The sequence below is a fragment of the Rhodanobacter sp. B04 genome, assembly GCF_002001125.1.
GTDB lineage: Bacteria > Pseudomonadota > Gammaproteobacteria > Xanthomonadales > Rhodanobacteraceae > Rhodanobacter.
In genome coordinates this window covers 13,616-30,237 of sequence record NZ_MUNV01000021.1, presented here as the reverse complement: position 1 = coordinate 30,237, position 16,622 = coordinate 13,616, and the positions used below count along the sequence as shown (strand labels likewise).

Here is a 16,622-nt window from a genome sequence, read left to right as displayed (position 1 = left end):
ACGACGAGCTGTCGGCACCAGCTTCCCCGAACCTACACGTCGGCATGTGAAGAGCGCGCACGCTACGATGCGTCCTTGCCCTCGCCTGCCGGAGTCGTTCCGTGTCCTTGCTGATTCGCGCCGCCACCCTCGCCGACCTGCCCGAACTGCTTGCGTGGAATGCGGCGATGGCCTGGGAAACCGAACGCAAGCAGCTGGATCCGGCCGTGCTGGAGCGCGGTATCCGCGGTGTCTTCGAGCAGGCGCGGCGCGGTTTCTACCTGGTCGCCGAACGCGACGGCGTGGCGGTCGGCAGCCTGCTGGTGACGTACGAGTGGAGCGACTGGCGCTGCGGCGATTTCTGGTGGATCCAGAGCGTGTATGTGGTGTCCGAGGCACGTCGCGGCGGTGTGTTCCGCGCGTTGTATGCGGATGTCGCACAGCGCGCCGCGGCGGCCGGCGCGGTCGGCCTGCGGCTGTATGTGGAGACCGAGAACCAGCGGGCGCAGGCCACCTATGCCGGCCTGGGCATGCAGCGCTGCCACTACTGGATGTACGAAAGCCCGCTCGGCGGCAACCCGCTCAAGACAGCGGAGTAGTCCATGCCGCGACGTGGCCGCCGGTATCGGCCAGCAGCTGCTGGAATTCCGCTGCCGGCGTCGGCACGCCGTACAGGAAACCCTGCAGCTGCGAGCAGCCGGCCTGGCGCAGGAAGGCGCCCTGCTCGGGCGTTTCCACACCTTCGGCGATCACGTCCTTGTTGAGGCTGCGCGCCATCGCGATGATGGCGCGGGTGATCGTGGCGGTGTCGCGGTCGGTGGTGAGGTCGCGCACGAATGCGCGATCGATCTTCAGCGCGTCGATCGGGAAATGTTTCAGGTAGGACAGGCTGCAATAGCCGGTGCCGAAATCGTCGAGTGACAGCCGCACGCCGCGCTGCTTGATCCGGCGCAGCAGGCTCGCGGTGGCCTCGCCGCCGGACATCACCATGCGCTCGGTCAGTTCCAGCTCAAGCAGATGGCCTTCGAGTCCGCTTTCGGCCAACACGTCGTCGAGCCAGGTGTAGAAATCGGCGTGCTGGAACTGCAGCGGCGACACGTTCACCGAGACCGGCATGTGGTGCCCCTGCTGCTGCCACAGCCGTGCCTGCTTGCAGGCCTGGCGCAGCACCCACGCGCCGATCGGCAGGATCAGCCCGCTGTCCTCGGCGACCGGGATGAACTGGTCCGGCTTGTGCAGCTCCTGCCCGTTCACGTGCCAGCGCAACAAGGCCTCGGCCCCGACGATCCGGCCGTCCGCGGCATCCACCTTGGGTTGGTAATGCAGGCTCAGCTCGTGGCGTGGCAGCGCCTGGCGCAAGGCGCTTTCGATCTGCCGCCGCGCCTGCGCGCGCTCATTCATGGCCGGGGTGAAGAAGCGGTAGCCATGCTGGCCCTGCGCCTTGGCGGCGACCAGCGCGGTTTCGGCGTGCTGCAACAGGGTTTCCGGTTCGGTGGCGTCGTCCGGGTAGACGCTGATGCCGATGCTGACGCGCAGGGCCAGCTCCGGCAGGTCGTCCACGCGGACCTGTTCGCAGTGATTGATCAGGACCTGGCACCGGCTGGCCGCCTCGCCCACGCTGTCCAGGTGCGGCAGGACCAGCACGAACTCGTCGCCACCGTAGCGGCTCAGCAGTTCGTCGCCGGGCAGGCAGCGCTGGATCTGGGCGACCAGCGCACGCAGCACGCGGTCGCCGGCGGCATGGCCGTGCTGCTCGTTGACCTGCTTGAAGTTGTCGATGTCGATATGCAGCAGCGCCGCGCGTTGCTGGCGCCGCTCGGCGGTGGCTAACACCTGGCCGATATGTCCCTGCAGCTGGCTGCGGTTGGGCAGGCCGGTGAGCGTGTCGTGCTGGGTCAGGTGGATCATCTTCAGCGCCAGCGCACGGGTCTCGCTGACGTCGTGGAATACCAGCACGCCACCGATCACGTTGCCGGCATGGTCGTGGATCGGCGCGGAAGAATCCTCCACCGGCGTATCGAAGCCATGCCGGTGCCGCAGCAGGGTCTTGCCGGCGAGATCGACGATGGTGTTGTGTTCGATCGCCACGCGCAGCGGGTTGGCCACCGGCTGGGTGTGCTGGGCATCGAACAGCTGGAAGATTTCCTCGATCGGCCGACCCTGCGCCTCGCTGTCGGTCCAGCCGGTCATCGCCTCGGCGATCGGATTGAGCGATGTGATGCGCAGCTGCGGATCGGTGGTGATCACCGCATCGCCGATCGAACGCAAGGTCACTTCGGCCAGTTCGCGCTCGCGGTGCAGCGCGTCCTCGAACGCTTTGCGCTCGCTGATGTCCTGCACCTGCGAGACGAAGTACAGCGGCGCGCCCTGGTCGTCGCGTACCAGCGACACGCTCAGCTGGATATGCACGACATGGCCGTCCTTGTGGAAATTGCGCTTCTCCAGCTGGTACGACTCGCGCTCGCCCGCCAGCAGTTGCGCCAGCAGCGCCATGTCGGCGGCCAGGTCGTCCGGGTGGGTGATCGCGGCGATGTTCAGCGCCAGCAGTTCTTCCTCACGGTAGCCAAGCATTTGGCATACCGCGGTGTTGACGCGTAGGAAGCGACCGTCCGGGTAGACCAGCGCCATGCCGATCGCGGCGTGCTGGAACGCGCCGAAGAAGCGCTGCTCGCTTTCATGCAACTGCAGTTCCAGCGTGCGCCGCTCGGTGATGTCGACCAGCGCGGTGAACACGCCGCGCACCTGGCCGGCGGTATCGATATCCGGCTGGAAGTTGCCGTGCGCATAACGCCGTTCGCTGCCGTTGTACAGCTCACCTTCGTAGCTGGCCATGTGGCCGGCGTAGGCTTTCTCCAGTGCCGCACTCGCCAGCTGGTGGTTGCGCTTGCCGACCACGTCGACCAGGCGGCGGCCCAGCATGGCCTGCGGATCGATGCCGAGCCAGCTGCGATGGGTTTCGTTGACGTAGCGGAAGCGCTGGTCCGCATCAAGATAGGCCAGCAGCACAGGCGCGCCGCGCAGAATGCGCGCGGGCCAGTCCGGTCCGTGGAGAAGCGATGGCAATACCTCGGCAGACTTGTGCGGCCGCATGGTCATTCCGTCAGCTGGAGCGCCCCCTGTTGGCGCTGCCCCATCATGCACCGAGTTTCCACTACGGCACAAATGCCGCAGCCGCAGCTGCGACGAACTCAGTGCAGGGCGATCGATGGTGCGCCGAGCCGGCCGTGTTCATCCAGCACGATCCGGCCCAGCGCATGCAGGTCGGCGGCGGTGTGGTAGCGCTCGGCCAGTGACGCCAGCAGCGGTCCCAGCGCCTGCGGGTGCAAAGGATAGGCGTGCGCCAGCACCCGTGCTGCACCGGCCGCACCACGCTGGGCCACGCTGACCGCGACTACGCCGAGGCCCGGCGCCTCGTGCGCGAACAGGGTCGGCGGGTCGTAGCCGGGCTCGACCGCGGCCAGGGTTTCCAGCAGATGGCCGGCGGCGTTCTCGGTTGCCTGGCCGGCGGTCGCCTGCAACCGCAATGGCAGCTGATGGGCGTCGAGCAGCGCGGCGTACTGGCGCAGTTCGAACACGATGCCGGCAAGCGCATGCGCCCGCTGGGCAATGTCGCCACCCTGTGCGGCCAGCCACTGTGAGGGTGACTGCGCTTCCACGATACCGTCGGCGTAGTGCAAGGCCAAGCCGCGTGCACTGAGCGTGGACTCGGCGCGATACGGCGTCAGCAGCGCGGCTTCCAGCAGGGTCCACAACGAGGCCAGGTTGACGTGTTCGTACTGCACGCAGGTCAGTGCCAGCAGGTCGTTGCGGCTGAGGTAACGTACGTGCTCCAGCCGGATGCCGAGCGTGCGCATCAGCCAGTCGGCGGTACGCACGCCGGCTTCGCCGCGACCCACCAGCTGGATCTCCAGCTGTTCGGACAGTGCCTCGGCCAGTTCCAGTGGCGCCAGCAGGCTCAACGGCAGCAGCCGCATCGGGCCGTCGGCGAACACCGGTGAGGGTTCCAGCGGTTGCGCCGGCATGTGGCCGTCGTGGCTGCCGAAGGCGACCACGTTGTCCAGCTGGCCGCGCGGCACGCGCCGGGCCAGTTCGTCCAGCGTCACCCATGCCGGGAAACCGGGCCGCAACAGCTCGACCTGGTCGAACAGCGCCCCGGCCAGCGCCAGTCGTGCGGCGGCGACCTGCGGCACCAGCGCATGCAGGTCGGTGGCAATCAGCTCGGCCAGTTCGGCGGCTTCGTCGCGACTCAGCGTCAGGCGCGTGGAGGTTTCGCCGGCGACCGGTTCCAGCGCCAGCACGACAGGCAGGGCGAGCAGCGTTTGTGCTTCCACGGGCGGCGATTCCGGACGGCAAAGAGGATCAATTCTATCATTCAGTGTTTTGGGCTTTCGCCGCACGGCATGGCGGGTTAGCCTTGGGCGACTTGAGGTCGGGACTGTTTTGAGCATGGAAAACACGCAAAGGCGCGTCGGGGTGATCGGCGGCGTACGCATCCCGTTCTGCCGCAACAACACTGCGTATGCCGATGTCGGCAACTTCGGCATGTCGGTGAAGGTGCTGGGCGCGCTGGTCGAGCGGTTCGGCCTGCATGGCGTGGAACTGGGCGAAGTGGCGATGGGTGCGGTGATCAAGCATTCGTCGGACTGGAATCTGGCGCGCGAGGCGCTGCTGAGTTCCGGGCTGGCGCCGACCACGCCCGGCATCACCACCGCGCGTGCCTGCGGCACTTCGCTGGACAATGCGATCATCATCGCCAACAAGATCGCTGCCGGGCAGATCGACGCCGGCATCGCCGGTGGCTCGGATACCACCTCCGATGTGCCGATCGTCTACGGCACCCGGTTGCGCAAGCGCCTGCTGGCGATGAACCGCGCCAAGACGCCGCTGGACAAGCTGAAGGCCGCGTTGCGCGGGTTCGCCTTTCGCGAGCTGAAGCCGTCGTTCCCCGGCGTGGCCGAACCGCGTACCGGCAAGTCGATGGGCGACCACTGCGAGCAGATGGCCAAGGAATGGCAGATCACGCGCGAGGCGCAGGACCAACTGGCGGTGGACAGCCATCACAAGCTGGCCGCGGCATATGCGGACGGTTTCTTCGATGAGCTGCTGGTGCCGTTCCGTGGCCTCAAGCGCGACGGCTTCCTGCGCCCGGATTCGAGCATGGAGAAGCTGGCCGCGCTGAAGCCCGCGTTCGACAAGACCTCCGGTCACGGCACGCTCACCGCGGGCAACTCCACCGGCCTGTCCGATGGTGCCGCCGCCGTGCTGCTGGCCAGCGACGCATGGGCTGCGCAGCGTGGCCTGAAGATCCAGGCGTATCTGCGCGATGCCGAAGTGTCGGCGGTGGATTTCGTGCACGGCGAAGGCCTGCTGATGGCGCCCACGGTCGCCGTGCCGCGCATGCTGGCGCGCCAGGGCCTGACCCTGCAGGATTTTGATTACTACGAGATCCACGAGGCGTTCGCGGCGCAGGTGCTGTGCACGCTGCGTGCGTGGGAAAGCGCCGACTATTGCAAGAACCGGCTCGGCCTCGATGCCCCGCTCGGCTCGATCGATCCGGCGAAGCTCAACGTGCACGGCTCCAGCCTGGCGGTCGGCCATCCGTTTGCCGCCACCGGCGCACGCATCGTCGCCACGCTGGCGAAGATGCTGGAACAGAAAGGTTCCGGCCGCGGCCTGATTTCGATCTGCACCGCCGGCGGCATGGGCGTCACGGTAATTCTCGAGCGGCCGTGAGGGCCGCTCGCGCCAATAATCCTGCCGCCGGGTTCGCCATGCCATGTTGCGCCTGCGCACCAGCGCCGGGCTGAGCCTGCTGGCCTTGGCGGCCGGCGTGGCCGGCACCGTCTGGCTCAGCAGCCTGACCGCCGGCTGGCATGGGCCGGCGGCGCGCCTGAGCATGATTCAGCATGCACCACGGCGGCATGCCCTGCCCTTGCTGGCGCACAGGCTCCGACCGACCGGCCTGGTGCAGGCGCCGCATGTCGTTGCCGAACGCCGTATCGAGACGTCGCCGCCCAGTGCGCCGGCGACCTTGGTGCCGCTGGCGATGCCCGACGATACCTCGCAGTCGTGGGAGACCTTGCGTGGTCATCTCGACGGCCATGTGGTGGCGCATCTCGACATCGATGGCAGCGGCCGGGTGCGTGCCGCCCGGCTGGTCGAATCGAGCGGCGATCCGGTACTCGACGCGCACGCGCTGCGCAGCGTGCAGGGCTGGCACTTCGCCGTGCCGGCCGGGCATGCCGACGGCATCAGCGGCGAGCTGTCGATGCGGTTCTCTTCCGGCGATCAGCGCACGGCGCAGTGGCTGTAGACGTCAGAGTATCCCCTTCACGCCGGCGCCGAACGCGGTGATCAGCCGGGTGATGATCAGTTTCGGCGACAGCGCCACATCGGGGAAATCGCCGACCGGCGCATAGCAGGCGTAGAACCCCGGATTGCTGGCGCGCATCGGCTGGCAGCCGGGATCGAGGTCGTAGCTGGTGGCGTAGCGGAACGGCCACAGGTCGAACAGTGGCAACTGCTCGGAGACGCTGCCGATCGCCTCGCTGAGGTCGCCCAGCACGGGTACCTCCGGGCGCCGCGGCGCCACCACCCAGGCATTCTCCGGCTCGGTGTCGCGCAGGATGCTGTGCCGCAGCTGGTCGGCGAAGCGCGCGTCGTAGACGATCACCCCGGCCTCGGTGTTGTAGTGGTCCGAGCGCGGGTCGAAGTTGTGCGAGCCGACCATCGCGAACTGGTCATCGATCACGATCGACTTCGCATGCAGGCCGAAGCGGCGCCCTTCGCTGCGCAGCGGTGCCGGCCGGCTGCCGCTGCCGCGGTTGCCCAGCAGGTGGAAGCGCGTGCGGGTGGCGCTGGCCGGACTGGCGGTTTCCGGCGGCAGGGTCGAGGCATCGGTACCGAGGTTGGCCAGTTCGTAGTCCACGGCCGGTCCCGGGGCGTGCGGCTTGAGCTCGTGGATCTCGAAGCCGAACGTCTTCAGGTAGCGCTTGCGGTGCTTGTAGGACAGCGCATACACGGCGAACGCATCGGTCGAGGCGAGCGAATTGGTGGATACGATCACCCGTGGCGGCTCGGCGTTGCGGTGCAGGCGCTTGAAGATGCCCTGCGCACGACGGCTCATCACCAGGTATGGGGTCTGCAGCAATACTTCGTGTTTGGCATCGCCGACCATCGCCATGATGTGGCGGGTGAAATCCTGCGCGCGTTTCTTTTCCGGCTGGTCGGTCTTCGACGGCAGGTCGCTGAAGTATTCGACATTGCCGACGCGAAGGGTCGGTTCGACCAGCCACGCCTGCAGCCAGGCGGCATCCTCGGCGGCCTGCTGCACCTGCGCCACCCGCAGCGGCTGGCGGTAATGTGGTGCCGGCCAGGTGACCGGGCTGCCGTCGGCCAGCATGCGCCGATTGACGTCGCGCAGATGGGTCAGCGGGACCGCGCGTTTGTGCTGCCAGAACAGCGCGAAGCTGGCAGCCATCTGCCGCGCCGCGGGGCCACCGACCATCACGTCGCGGTCGATGTAGTCGAAGTCGTCGTCCCAGTTGAAGTAGCGATCCTGGTAATTGCGTCCGCCGGTGATGCCGATGCTGTCGTCGACCAGCAACAGCTTGTTGTGCATGCGCTGGTTGAACTGCACGAAGCAGCACAGCAGGCCGGCGGCAAACTCCACCGGCTCGGTGCGCGCCTTGTGGAAAGTGGGGTTGTACAGGCGTACCTGCAGGTTCGGGCTGACCCGTGCCAGCCGGTCGAGCAGGGCCGGATCGTTGAACGAGAACAGCTGGTCGGCCAGGATGCGCACCTGCACGCCGCGCCGTGCCGCCTGCACCAGCTCGTCCAGCACCAGCTGGCCGGTATCGTCCTGGTCCCAGATATAGGTCTGCACGTCGATCGAGTGCCGTGCCGCACGGATCAGGTTGATGCGCGCGACCAGGGCCGGCTCGCTATCGTCGAGCAGGGTCACCACATGCACCGGTTGTTCCGCGGTGGATGCCGCCAGCGCCTGGGTGGCCGCATCCAGCAGCGGCGAAGGCTGCGCACAGTGATCGTCGCGCGTGCAGCTGGTCTGCTGGTCGGTCGTGGCCGCAACGACCGCATCGGCACGCCGGATCTGCGCCCGCGACAGCGTGCAGCCTTGCAGCATGGTTGCGGCGAACAGGCCGGGCAGGATGATCCGGGCGATCCGGGCGAGCTGATGCGGATAGGGCATGCGCCCATGATACGGGGGCAGCTTCATTCCGCCGCGGGATCGAGTGCGATCCACAGGCCGAGTTGCACCTGGTCTGAGAGCGCCGTGCGGTGGCTGCTCATGCCGAATGCACTGCGCGGCAAGGCGCCACGTGCCTCGATCACGCAGTCCTTGGCGGTGATCGCGCCGCAGGCGGCGGGCTGCAGCTCGAAGCGGATCGGCCGGGTCACGCCGCGCAGGCTGAGCGTGCCGTTGAGCGTGCCACCCGTGCTCAACAGGGCCAGCGGGATCGGTTGGGAGATGAAATGGATGACCGGATATTGCACGGCATCGAAGAATTCCGGCGCCAGCACCCAGCGGCGGAAGCGCGCGGAATCCATCGTCACACTGTCCACGGCGATACGCGCGTCGACTGTCGCCAGACCACGCGGGTCAAGCCGTATCTGCCCGTTGATCTGCATGAAGCGGCCGTTGATCGTGTGCAGCCAGAGCAGGCGCACGGCGAAATCCGCGTGCGAACGGTCCGCGGCGATGCGGTAGTCGGTGGATCGTGCCGACGGTGCAACGAGGATCAGTGCAGCGAGCAGGGATGCGGTTAACCGCCGTCTCACGGTGACCAGAAGGCATCCAGCCGGGCATTGCCCGGCTCCAGCGCGCCATCCAGATGCAGCACGGCCAGCGCGCCGGGTGGCATGCCGCGGAATTCGTCGGAGCGCCCCTCGACCAGCAGCGCCACCAGCCGTTCGATGCCGGGGTTGTGGCCGACCAGCATCACCGTGCCGGGTTCGCCGTATTGATCGAGCAGGGCCAGCAGCTCACCTGGCGACGCATCGTAGATTTCCGGCGCCAGCTGCAGCGCGGGTGCGTCGCTGAGCGCGGCCAGGGCGAGCCGTGCGGTTTCATCGGCGCGCCGGGCTGGCGAAGACAACGCACGTCCAGGTCGCACGCCGTGCGAGGCCAGCCATCGCCCCGCAGCCTGTGCTTCCTGCTGGCCGCGCGTGCTCAGCGGGCGCTGCTGGTCATCGCCGGAGGTTTCGATCGGCACGGCTTCGGCGTGTCGCAACAGGATCAGTTCGTGCATGGAGGACTCCGGTGGATGAGGACGCGCGAGGATGGCTTCACGGCAGGTGCGGCTGCCTCAATGCTGCCGCTTGATCCAGCGCAGCAGGGCCTTCCAGTCCTGCTGGTGGCTGCGTACCTGTTCGGATTGGTAATCGAAGATGCCCTTGCCCAGCGCACTCAGCAGCACATAGGCCTGGCTGTCGCGCAGCTGCGCGACGATCGGGAACGGCGATTGTTCGCCAAGCTGGGTGATCGCGTCCTGGCTGGCATGCGTCCACGGCTTGAGCCGGTTGGCGACCAGTCCCACCGGCAGCTTGCCGCGGTGGATGCGGTTGATCGAGCGCAACTCCTCGATGAAGCCGAGGGTGGCGTGCAGGTCGAACGAGGATGGCAGCACCGGCACCAGCAGCACGTCGGCCTGTTCCAGGTACGGCTCCAGTTCGCGCTCACCGGAACCGGCCGGCGTGTCGATCAGCACCTGCTGGGTGTCCGACGGCAGCTGCCGCAGCACCTTGCGGCTGCCTTCGAGGGCCAGCACACCCGGTACGTTGTCCGGTCGCAGGCTGGCCCAGCGGTAGCTGGAGCCCTGTCGATCGGCATCGATGATCGCGGTGTGTTGGCCCGCCTGTGCCCAGTGCGAGGCGAGCTGGGTCACCAGCGTGCTCTTGCCGCAACCGCCCTTGCTGCTTGCCACCAGCGTCGTAAGCATCGACTCACCCTTGCCGTGGAAGGTGACCCAAGCCTACACGGCCGCGGATGCCGCGCAAAGCGGCGTTGCGGCAGGCTAGTGCGGCTTCCAGTCCGCCGGTGGATCGGTCGGCAGGTTGTTGTCGCGCAGGGCCGCCAGCACCAGGCTCATCTCGGTGCCGCCGTTGCGGGCCAGTGCCAGCAGGTGCTGGGCCAGCGCCTTGTCGTCCGGCGCGCGCGCGAGCAGCTGGGCGAAGTTCTGTACCTGCCAGATCAGGCTGAGGCGGGTGCGCTTGGCATCTTCCCGCTGGGCCGGGTCATCCGCCAGCACTTCGCGCAGGTGCAGGCCGAGCGAGCGCGACAACGGGCTCGAACCCCATTCCAGGGTCTTGCCCAGCTTCAGGCAGTCAGCCTTGATCGAGGCATCGTCGCCGGCGTTCTCGCACAGCTTGGCGGTGAGCTGCAGGCCCGGTTGCGGCTGGCTGCTGCCGATGCCGTAGACCAGCATGGTCTGCATGCCGACCGCGCCGGCCGCGCGGGCCGGATCAAACGTGCCGGCCGGGGGCGGCAGCATGCCGACCGCGCCAGCCAGCGCTTTCAGGCTGGCGCCGGTGTAGTCGTCATACAGTTTGGCGGCGGCGGCCTTGGCCAGATCCTCGCGGGCGGCATCCGACTTCATGTTGCGGGTGTCCTCGGCCAGCTTGAGCAGCCACACCGCGGCGTTGTCCGCCGCCTGCGTCTGCAGCAGCTCCAGCGCGGCGGGATTGGGGCAGGCATCGGCCTTGGCGTCGCAGTCGGCCAGGCGGACCCAGCTCACCGCGGCATCGGCGTCGTCGGCCATCGCGGCACGCCCGATCAGGGTATGGAAACTGCCAATCTCCGGCTGGTTGGGCAGGGGCCGCGCCAGCAGGGCGGCGCCGAGCAGCGGTTGTGCCGCGGCGCTGGGCGCCAGCACGCTGATCAGGTCGCGCTGGAATGCCAGCTGGGCCTTGTCGCGGGCCTTGGCCGCCTTGCCGGGCGAACTGGCGGCGTTGCCGGTCGTGGCCTTGCCGGCGAGCGCCGGGGTGGTCACCAGTGAAACTGCACATGCCAGGGCTAGGCAACGCCATCCACGCATCATGGGGTTGGGTCCGCGGGTCAAAGCAGCCAGCATACAGCCCGCAGATTAAGCACGGCTGATTCTTCGTTCCGGCCGGCCGGGCAGCTGCCGCCATCCTTGCTAGGATGAACGATTGGGCGCACCACCGCGCCCCTGATGCCGGGAGGCGCGCAGTGGATCATTTGTCGAGGCTTACCGATGGCGCGCCCTGGTTCGTGGGCTGGGGCACGCTGGCGCTGATCAACGCCGCATTGGCGCAGGGCAAGAACCGCAGCGGGCTGCTGTGGTTCCTGCTGTCGCTGCTGTTCGGCCCGCTCGCCACGCTGTTGCTGGTGTTGCTGCCCAAGGTGCGCGGCACCTTGTTCTGAGCGTGTGGCTTATTCGCCGAGCGCTTCGCGCATGAATTCCGGCTGGGCCAGCGTACCCTTGTGGATGTCGGCGTTGTAGTAGCGGGTCGGGAAATTCTTGCTGATCGCGCCGCGCTCGCGGAAGCCGGACAGGTCGCCGCCCTTGCGCGCCATCGTGCAGCTCCACCAGCCGGTCGGGTAGCACGGCTGCGGGAACGGCAACGTCTTAACCGCGCTGAAGCCGGAAGTGCGCATCGCCGAGCGCATCGACTTGATCAGGTCCAGGTGGGCCAGCGGCGATTCGCTCTGCTGCACCAGCAGGCCGCCGTGGCGCAGTGCCTTGTGGCAGCTGGCGTAGAACGCGGCGTTGAACAGGCCTTCGGCCGGGCCGACCGGATCGGTCGAGTCGACGATGACCAGGTCCAGCGACTCGGGCTCCGCCTCGGCCATGTACTTGATGCCGTCGATGAACAGCAGCTCGGCGCGCGGGTCGTGGTTGGAATCACACAGCTCCGGGAAGTATTCCTCGGCCAGCCGGGTCACGCGCTCGTCGATCTCCACCTGCACCGCCGATTCGACTTCCTCGTGCTTGAGCACCTCGCGCAGCGTGCCGCAATCACCGCCACCGATGATCACCACGCGCTTGGCACGCGCATGGGTGAACAACGCCGGGTGGGTCATCATCTCGTGATAGAGGAAGTTGTCGCGGGTGGTCAGCATCACGCAGCCATCGATCACCATCAGGTTGCCCCAGTCGGTGGTCTTGTAGATCTCGATCGTCTGGAACGGGGTTTTCTCCGCGTGCAGCAGTTGCTCGGTGCGGAAACCGATGGAGGAGCCGGAAGCCTGATGGGCTTCGGTGAACCAGCTGAGCTGCTGCGACATGGTGGGCAATCCTGACGAGTGTTTCTGACGAACCGGGTGGATAAGGTAAAGACCGCCAATTGTAGCCGCAACGGCGATGAACGTCCCGGCGGGGACAGTGACGGGCCATGCGCCTATTGTCACAGCAGGCCATTACAATGGCGCTCTGGTATCGCCGACGCATCGCGCCCGGCTGCCGACAAGCCCGATCGACCCCGCGGCGTGCGAGGCTTCCGGTCGCTCGGACTCGTGCTCTTGTGGAGCAACACCGTCAAGGCTCGCCGCTGCGACGACATCATCCATGCTTGTAACAAGCGCATGCACAAGGAGCTACGCTGATGTCGAACCCTTGGAATACTGACGCCGCCCGCCACACCTACGCCGTGGCGCACTGGGGCGATGGCTATGTGGACGTGAACCCCGCCGGCGAAATCGTGATGCGTCCGCGCGGCAGCAGCGGCCCGGCGCTGCCGCTGCCGCAGATCGTCGAGCGCGCCCGCGCCGAAGGCCTGCGACTGCCCCTGCTGGTGCGCTTCCCGGACATCCTGGCCGATCGCCTCGCTCGGTTGCAGGGCGCGTTCGCCAAGGCGATCGGCGAGTGGAACTACGCAGGCGGCTATACGGCCATCTATCCGATCAAGGTGAACCAGCAGCGCGGCGTGGCCGGCGAGCTGGTCGCCGCGGGAAAGCAGGGCTTCGGCCTGGAGGCGGGCTCCAAGCCCGAGTTGATGGCGGTGCTGGCGATGGCGCGGCCCGGCTCGATCGTGATCTGCAACGGCTACAAGGACCGCGAATACATCCGCCTGGCGCTGATCGGGCTGAAGCTCGGCCTGCGCGTGCACATCGTGATCGAGAAGCTGTCCGAGCTGGACCATGTATTCACTGAGGCCAAGGCGCTCGGTATCGAGCCGCTGCTCGGCGTGCGCGTGCGGCTGGCCTCGATCGGCGCGGGCAAGTGGCAGAACACCGGCGGTGACAAGGGCAAGTTCGGCCTGTCGCCGCACCAGGTGCTGACCCTGATCGAGCGGCTCGATGCGGCCGGCCTCAAGCACACGCTGAAGCTGCAGCACTTCCACATGGGCTCGCAGATTTCCAACGTGCGCGACATCGCCAATGGCATGCGCGAGGCCACCCGCTATTTCGTCGAACTGAACCGGATGGGCGTGCCGCTGGAGATCGTCGACGTCGGCGGTGGCCTCGGCGTGGACTATGAAGGCACCCGCTCGCGCAGCCACAATTCGATCAACTACTCGATCGAGCAGTACGCCGCCACGATCGTGCAATCGCTGGCCGAGGCGGTGGAAGCCGAGGGACTGCCGGCGCCGCATATCCTCACCGAGGCCGGTCGCGCGATGACCGCGCATCATGCGGTGATGGTGGTCAACGTGACCGAGGTGGAGGAGGTGCCTGCCGGTGCGATTCCGCCGCCGTGCATGGACGAGCCGGCCGTGCTGCGCCGGTTGCGCGAAACGCACGAAGAGCTGGATAAGCGTCCCGCGCTGGAACTGTTCCATGAAGCGCAGCACCACCTGCAAGAAGGGCAGACGCTGTACGCGCTCGGTCAGCTCGCGCTGGCCGATCGTGCCCGACTGGACGAGATGTATTACGCGATCGCCAACGCGGTGCGCGCACGCCTGCTGCCGGCCGAACGCTCGCACCGGCCGGCGCTGGACGATCTGGACGAGAAGCTGGTCGACAAGTACTTCGTCAACTTCTCGGTGTTCGAGTCGGTGCCGGACATCTGGGCGATCAAGCAGATCTTCCCGATCACGCCGATCGCGCGGCTCGACGAGGAGCCGACCCGTCGCGGCGTGATCGTCGACCTCACCTGCGATTCGGACGGCCGCATCGACCACTACGTCGATGCCGACGGCGTCGACGTGAGCCTGCCGCTGCATGCCTTGAAGGACGGCGAGAGCTACCGGCTCGGCATCTTCATGGTCGGTGCGTACCAGGAGACGCTGGGCGACATCCACAACCTGTTCGGTGATACCGATGCGGTGAACGTGCGCGTGGCTGGGGACAGCTACGAGTTCGCACATGTCCGCCGCGGCGACACCACCGACCTGATGCTCGATTACGTCGGCTACGACCTCGAGGCGTTGCGCCGAAGCTACCGTGAGCGCATCGCCAGTGCGGGCGTGAGCGGGGCCGAGGCCGAGCAGCTGTATGGCACGCTCAACGGCGGCTTGGTCGCCTACACCTATCTGGCCGAAGACACGCATTGATTTAAGCCCCTCTCCCGCTGGGAGGGGGGTTGCGGTGAGGGTCCGGTCGGAGCGGAATGTCTCTTGGGCCCGAACCCTCGTCCGATCCTTCGGGCCCCCCTTCTCCCATCGGGAGAAGGGGGGCCCGGCCGCCATCCCGAACATCGAAGGAGCAGCTCATGACAAGTCTCAATGGCAAGGTCGCCCTGATCACCGGCGCGGCCAGCGGCCTCGGCAAGGCGATTGCCGAGCTCTACGCGAAGCACGGTGCCAGCGTGGCGATCGCCGACATCAACCAGCAGGCCGCCGATGCCACGGCGGCGGAGATCAATGCGGCCGGCGGCAAGGCGATCGGCGTGGCGATGGATGTCAGCGACGAAGCCGCGGTGAATGCCGGCACCGACAAAGTGGTCGCCGCGTTTGGTGCGCTCGACATCCTGATCTCCAATGCCGGCGTGCAGATCATCAACCCGATCGACCAGTTCGCGTTCGCCGACTGGAAGAAGATGCTGGCGATCCATCTCGACGGCGGCTTCCTCACCACCAAGGCCGCGTTGAAGCACATGTACAAGGACGACCGCGGCGGCATCGTGATCTACATGGGTTCGGTGCATTCGCACGAGGCGTCGAAGCTGAAGTCCGCCTATGTCGCGGCCAAGCACGGCCTGCTCGGCCTCGCCCGCACGCTGGCCAAGGAAGGCGCGCCGCACAACGTGCGCTCACACGTGATCTGCCCCGGCTTCGTGCGCACGCCGCTGGTCGAGAAGCAGATCCCCGAACAGGCGAAGGAGCTGGGCATCAGCGAGGCGGACGTGATCAAGAACGTGATGCTGAAGGACACCGTCGACGGCGTGTTCACCACCGTCGAGGACATCGCTCAGACCGCCTTGTATCTGGCCACCTTCCCGTCCGCCGCGCTGACCGGCCAGTCGATCGTGGTCAGCCACGGCTGGTACATGCAGTAAGCGCCGTGGCTGACACCAAGCGTCCGAAACCGCCGGCCACGCTGGCTGAAACCGTGGCACGCGACTACCACACCGTTGCCCTGGTGCTGCAGGGCGGCGGCGCGCTCGGTGCGTATCAGGCCGGCGTGTACCAGGCGCTGGCCGAGGCCGGGTTGCAGCCCACCTGGCTGGCCGGCATCTCGATCGGCGCACTGAACGCGGCGATCATCGCCGGCAACGCGCCGGAGCGGCGCGCCGAGCGGCTGCGCGAGTTCTGGGAGACGATCTGCCGGCAACCTTTGCTTGCCGGGAGCGCACGCCTTCGACATGAGCGCGTGGCCGCTGCTGTGGCAGAACGGCATCAGCGGTCTTGCGGCATGGCGGGCGATGACCGAGGGACAGGCCGGCTTTTTCCAGCCGCGAGTGGGGCCGCTGTTGCCATGGCATACCAGTCCGGCCAGCGCGAGCTGGTACGACACCGCGCCACTGCGCGCCACGCTGGAGCGACTGGTCGACTTCGATCGGATCAACGATGCGCGCGCGATGCGCGTGTCGGTGGGCGCGGTGAACGTGCGCAGCGGCGACTTCACTTATTTCGACAATACCCGCGATACGCTGCGGCCCGAACACTTCATGGCTTCCGCCGCGCTGCCGCCGGGTTTTCCGGCGGTGGAGATCGACGGCGAGTTCTACTGGGACGGCGGCATGGTCTCCAACACGCCGCTGTACAAGGTGCTGAGCGAGCGCCCCAGCCGCGACACGCTGGTGTTCCAGGTCGACCTGTGGAACGCGCATGGCCGCCTGCCGCGCGATCTGGTGCAGGTGGCCGAACGCAGCAAGGAGATCCAGTACTCCAGCCGCACCCGCCTGATGACCGAATTCATGCGGCGCACGCAGGAGCACCGGCGCCTGCTGCATGACGTGATGGCGCTGGTGCCGGAAGTCCGTCGCAACGATCCGGCCTACCGTCGCGCGGTGGCGCGTTCGGCCGCGGCGTTGACCAACGTGATCCACCTGATCTACCGGGACAAGCCGTACGAGAGTCACTACAAGGATTACGAGTTCAGCGGAGCCAGCATGCATGGTCACTGGCAGAGCGGCCTGGACGACATGCGCCACACGCTGGCGCATCCGCAATGGCTGGCCGCTCCCGATCCTGAAGATCCGTTCGTGACGCATGACATGCATCGCGGCGAGGCCAGCTGATTTCTTCGCGCGCCTGCCTCGGGAAGCACGGAGCTGGGG

General features: G+C 67.2%; 15 protein-coding genes and 1 pseudogene. 8 read left to right on the top strand and 8 right to left on the bottom strand.

Annotation, left to right across the window (positions count from 1 at the left end; translation table 11 throughout):
- Positions 1 to 101 precede the first annotated feature (101 nt).
- A complete protein-coding gene (locus tag B0E46_RS14370; protein ID WP_077556462.1) occupies positions 102 to 578 on the top strand; it encodes a GNAT family N-acetyltransferase in 477 nt (158 codons plus the stop codon).
- Here B0E46_RS14370 and B0E46_RS14365 read toward each other — a convergent pair.
- Together B0E46_RS14365 and B0E46_RS14360 are read right to left on the bottom strand one after the other, a co-directional pair.
- A complete protein-coding gene (locus B0E46_RS14365) occupies positions 562 to 3,069 on the bottom strand; it encodes a GGDEF and EAL domain-containing protein (RefSeq protein ID WP_077556472.1) in 2,508 nt (835 codons plus the stop codon). The genes B0E46_RS14370 and B0E46_RS14365 overlap by 17 nt on opposite strands.
- Positions 3,070 to 3,167: 98 nt before the next feature.
- Complete coding sequence (locus B0E46_RS14360) at positions 3,168 to 4,310, bottom strand: hypothetical protein (protein ID WP_077556461.1); 1,143 nt, start codon at positions 4,308 to 4,310, stop codon at positions 3,168 to 3,170.
- A gap of 115 nt (positions 4,311 to 4,425) precedes the next feature.
- Here B0E46_RS14360 and B0E46_RS14355 point away from each other — a divergent pair, with 115 nt between their 5' ends.
- Complete coding sequence (locus tag B0E46_RS14355) at positions 4,426 to 5,712, top strand: acetyl-CoA C-acetyltransferase (protein ID WP_077556460.1); 1,287 nt, start codon at positions 4,426 to 4,428, stop codon at positions 5,710 to 5,712.
- 43 nt (positions 5,713 to 5,755) lie between these two features.
- Complete coding sequence (locus B0E46_RS14350; RefSeq protein WP_077556459.1) at positions 5,756 to 6,292, top strand: TonB family protein; 537 nt, start codon at positions 5,756 to 5,758, stop codon at positions 6,290 to 6,292.
- Between the two features lie 3 nt (positions 6,293 to 6,295).
- Here the strand turns inward: B0E46_RS14350 and B0E46_RS14345 are convergent, their stop codons facing one another.
- The 5 genes from B0E46_RS14345 to B0E46_RS14325 form a co-directional block, all read right to left on the bottom strand.
- Positions 6,296 to 8,188: a phospholipase D family protein gene (locus B0E46_RS14345; RefSeq protein ID WP_077556458.1), complete on the bottom strand. Its 1,893-nt coding sequence runs from the start codon at positions 8,186 to 8,188 to the stop codon at positions 6,296 to 6,298.
- Positions 8,189 to 8,211: 23 nt separating this feature from the next.
- Positions 8,212 to 8,778 carry a YceI family protein gene (locus B0E46_RS14340; RefSeq protein ID WP_077556457.1) on the bottom strand — a complete coding sequence of 189 codons (567 nt, stop codon included), beginning with the start codon at positions 8,776 to 8,778 and terminating at the stop codon, positions 8,212 to 8,214.
- On the bottom strand, positions 8,775 to 9,248 hold the full coding sequence (locus tag B0E46_RS14335; protein ID WP_077556456.1) for a histidine phosphatase family protein: 474 nt from the start codon (positions 9,246 to 9,248) through the stop codon (positions 8,775 to 8,777). The genes B0E46_RS14340 and B0E46_RS14335 overlap by 4 nt, the downstream gene beginning before the upstream one ends.
- Positions 9,249 to 9,305: 57 nt before the next feature.
- Positions 9,306 to 9,938 carry a ParA family protein gene (locus B0E46_RS14330; RefSeq protein ID WP_077556455.1) on the bottom strand — a complete coding sequence of 211 codons (633 nt, stop codon included), beginning with the start codon at positions 9,936 to 9,938 and terminating at the stop codon, positions 9,306 to 9,308.
- Positions 9,939 to 10,013: 75 nt separating this feature from the next.
- Complete coding sequence (locus B0E46_RS14325) at positions 10,014 to 11,036, bottom strand: hypothetical protein (RefSeq protein ID WP_077556454.1); 1,023 nt, start codon at positions 11,034 to 11,036, stop codon at positions 10,014 to 10,016.
- Between the two features lie 152 nt (positions 11,037 to 11,188).
- Between B0E46_RS14325 and B0E46_RS14320 the strand changes: the two genes are divergently transcribed.
- Positions 11,189 to 11,383 carry an antitermination protein NusB gene (locus B0E46_RS14320; protein WP_077556453.1) on the top strand — a complete coding sequence of 65 codons (195 nt, stop codon included), beginning with the start codon at positions 11,189 to 11,191 and terminating at the stop codon, positions 11,381 to 11,383.
- Between the two features lie 9 nt (positions 11,384 to 11,392).
- Here B0E46_RS14320 and speE read toward each other — a convergent pair whose 3' ends face one another.
- Entirely contained in the window at positions 11,393 to 12,247 is an 855-nt protein-coding gene (gene speE, locus B0E46_RS14315) for a polyamine aminopropyltransferase (RefSeq protein WP_077556452.1), read from the bottom strand.
- Positions 12,248 to 12,564: 317 nt separating this feature from the next.
- On the opposite strand from speE, the gene speA reads away from it, so the two are divergent.
- The 4 genes and pseudogenes from speA to B0E46_RS14300 all read left to right on the top strand — a co-directional run bounded on the left by speA (position 12,565) and on the right by B0E46_RS14300 (position 16,583).
- Complete coding sequence (gene speA, locus B0E46_RS14310) at positions 12,565 to 14,454, top strand: biosynthetic arginine decarboxylase (RefSeq protein WP_077556451.1); 1,890 nt, start codon at positions 12,565 to 12,567, stop codon at positions 14,452 to 14,454.
- Positions 14,455 to 14,612: 158 nt separating this feature from the next.
- Entirely contained in the window at positions 14,613 to 15,398 is a 786-nt protein-coding gene (locus B0E46_RS14305; protein ID WP_077556450.1) for a 3-hydroxybutyrate dehydrogenase, read from the top strand.
- Positions 15,399 to 15,403: 5 nt separating this feature from the next.
- Positions 15,404 to 15,598 (top strand): annotated as a pseudogene (locus tag B0E46_RS18005) (patatin-like phospholipase family protein); the annotation flags it as partial.
- 106 nt (positions 15,599 to 15,704) lie between these two features.
- Complete coding sequence (locus B0E46_RS14300; protein ID WP_254425176.1) at positions 15,705 to 16,583, top strand: DUF3734 domain-containing protein; 879 nt, start codon at positions 15,705 to 15,707, stop codon at positions 16,581 to 16,583.
- Positions 16,584 to 16,622 lie beyond the last annotated feature (39 nt).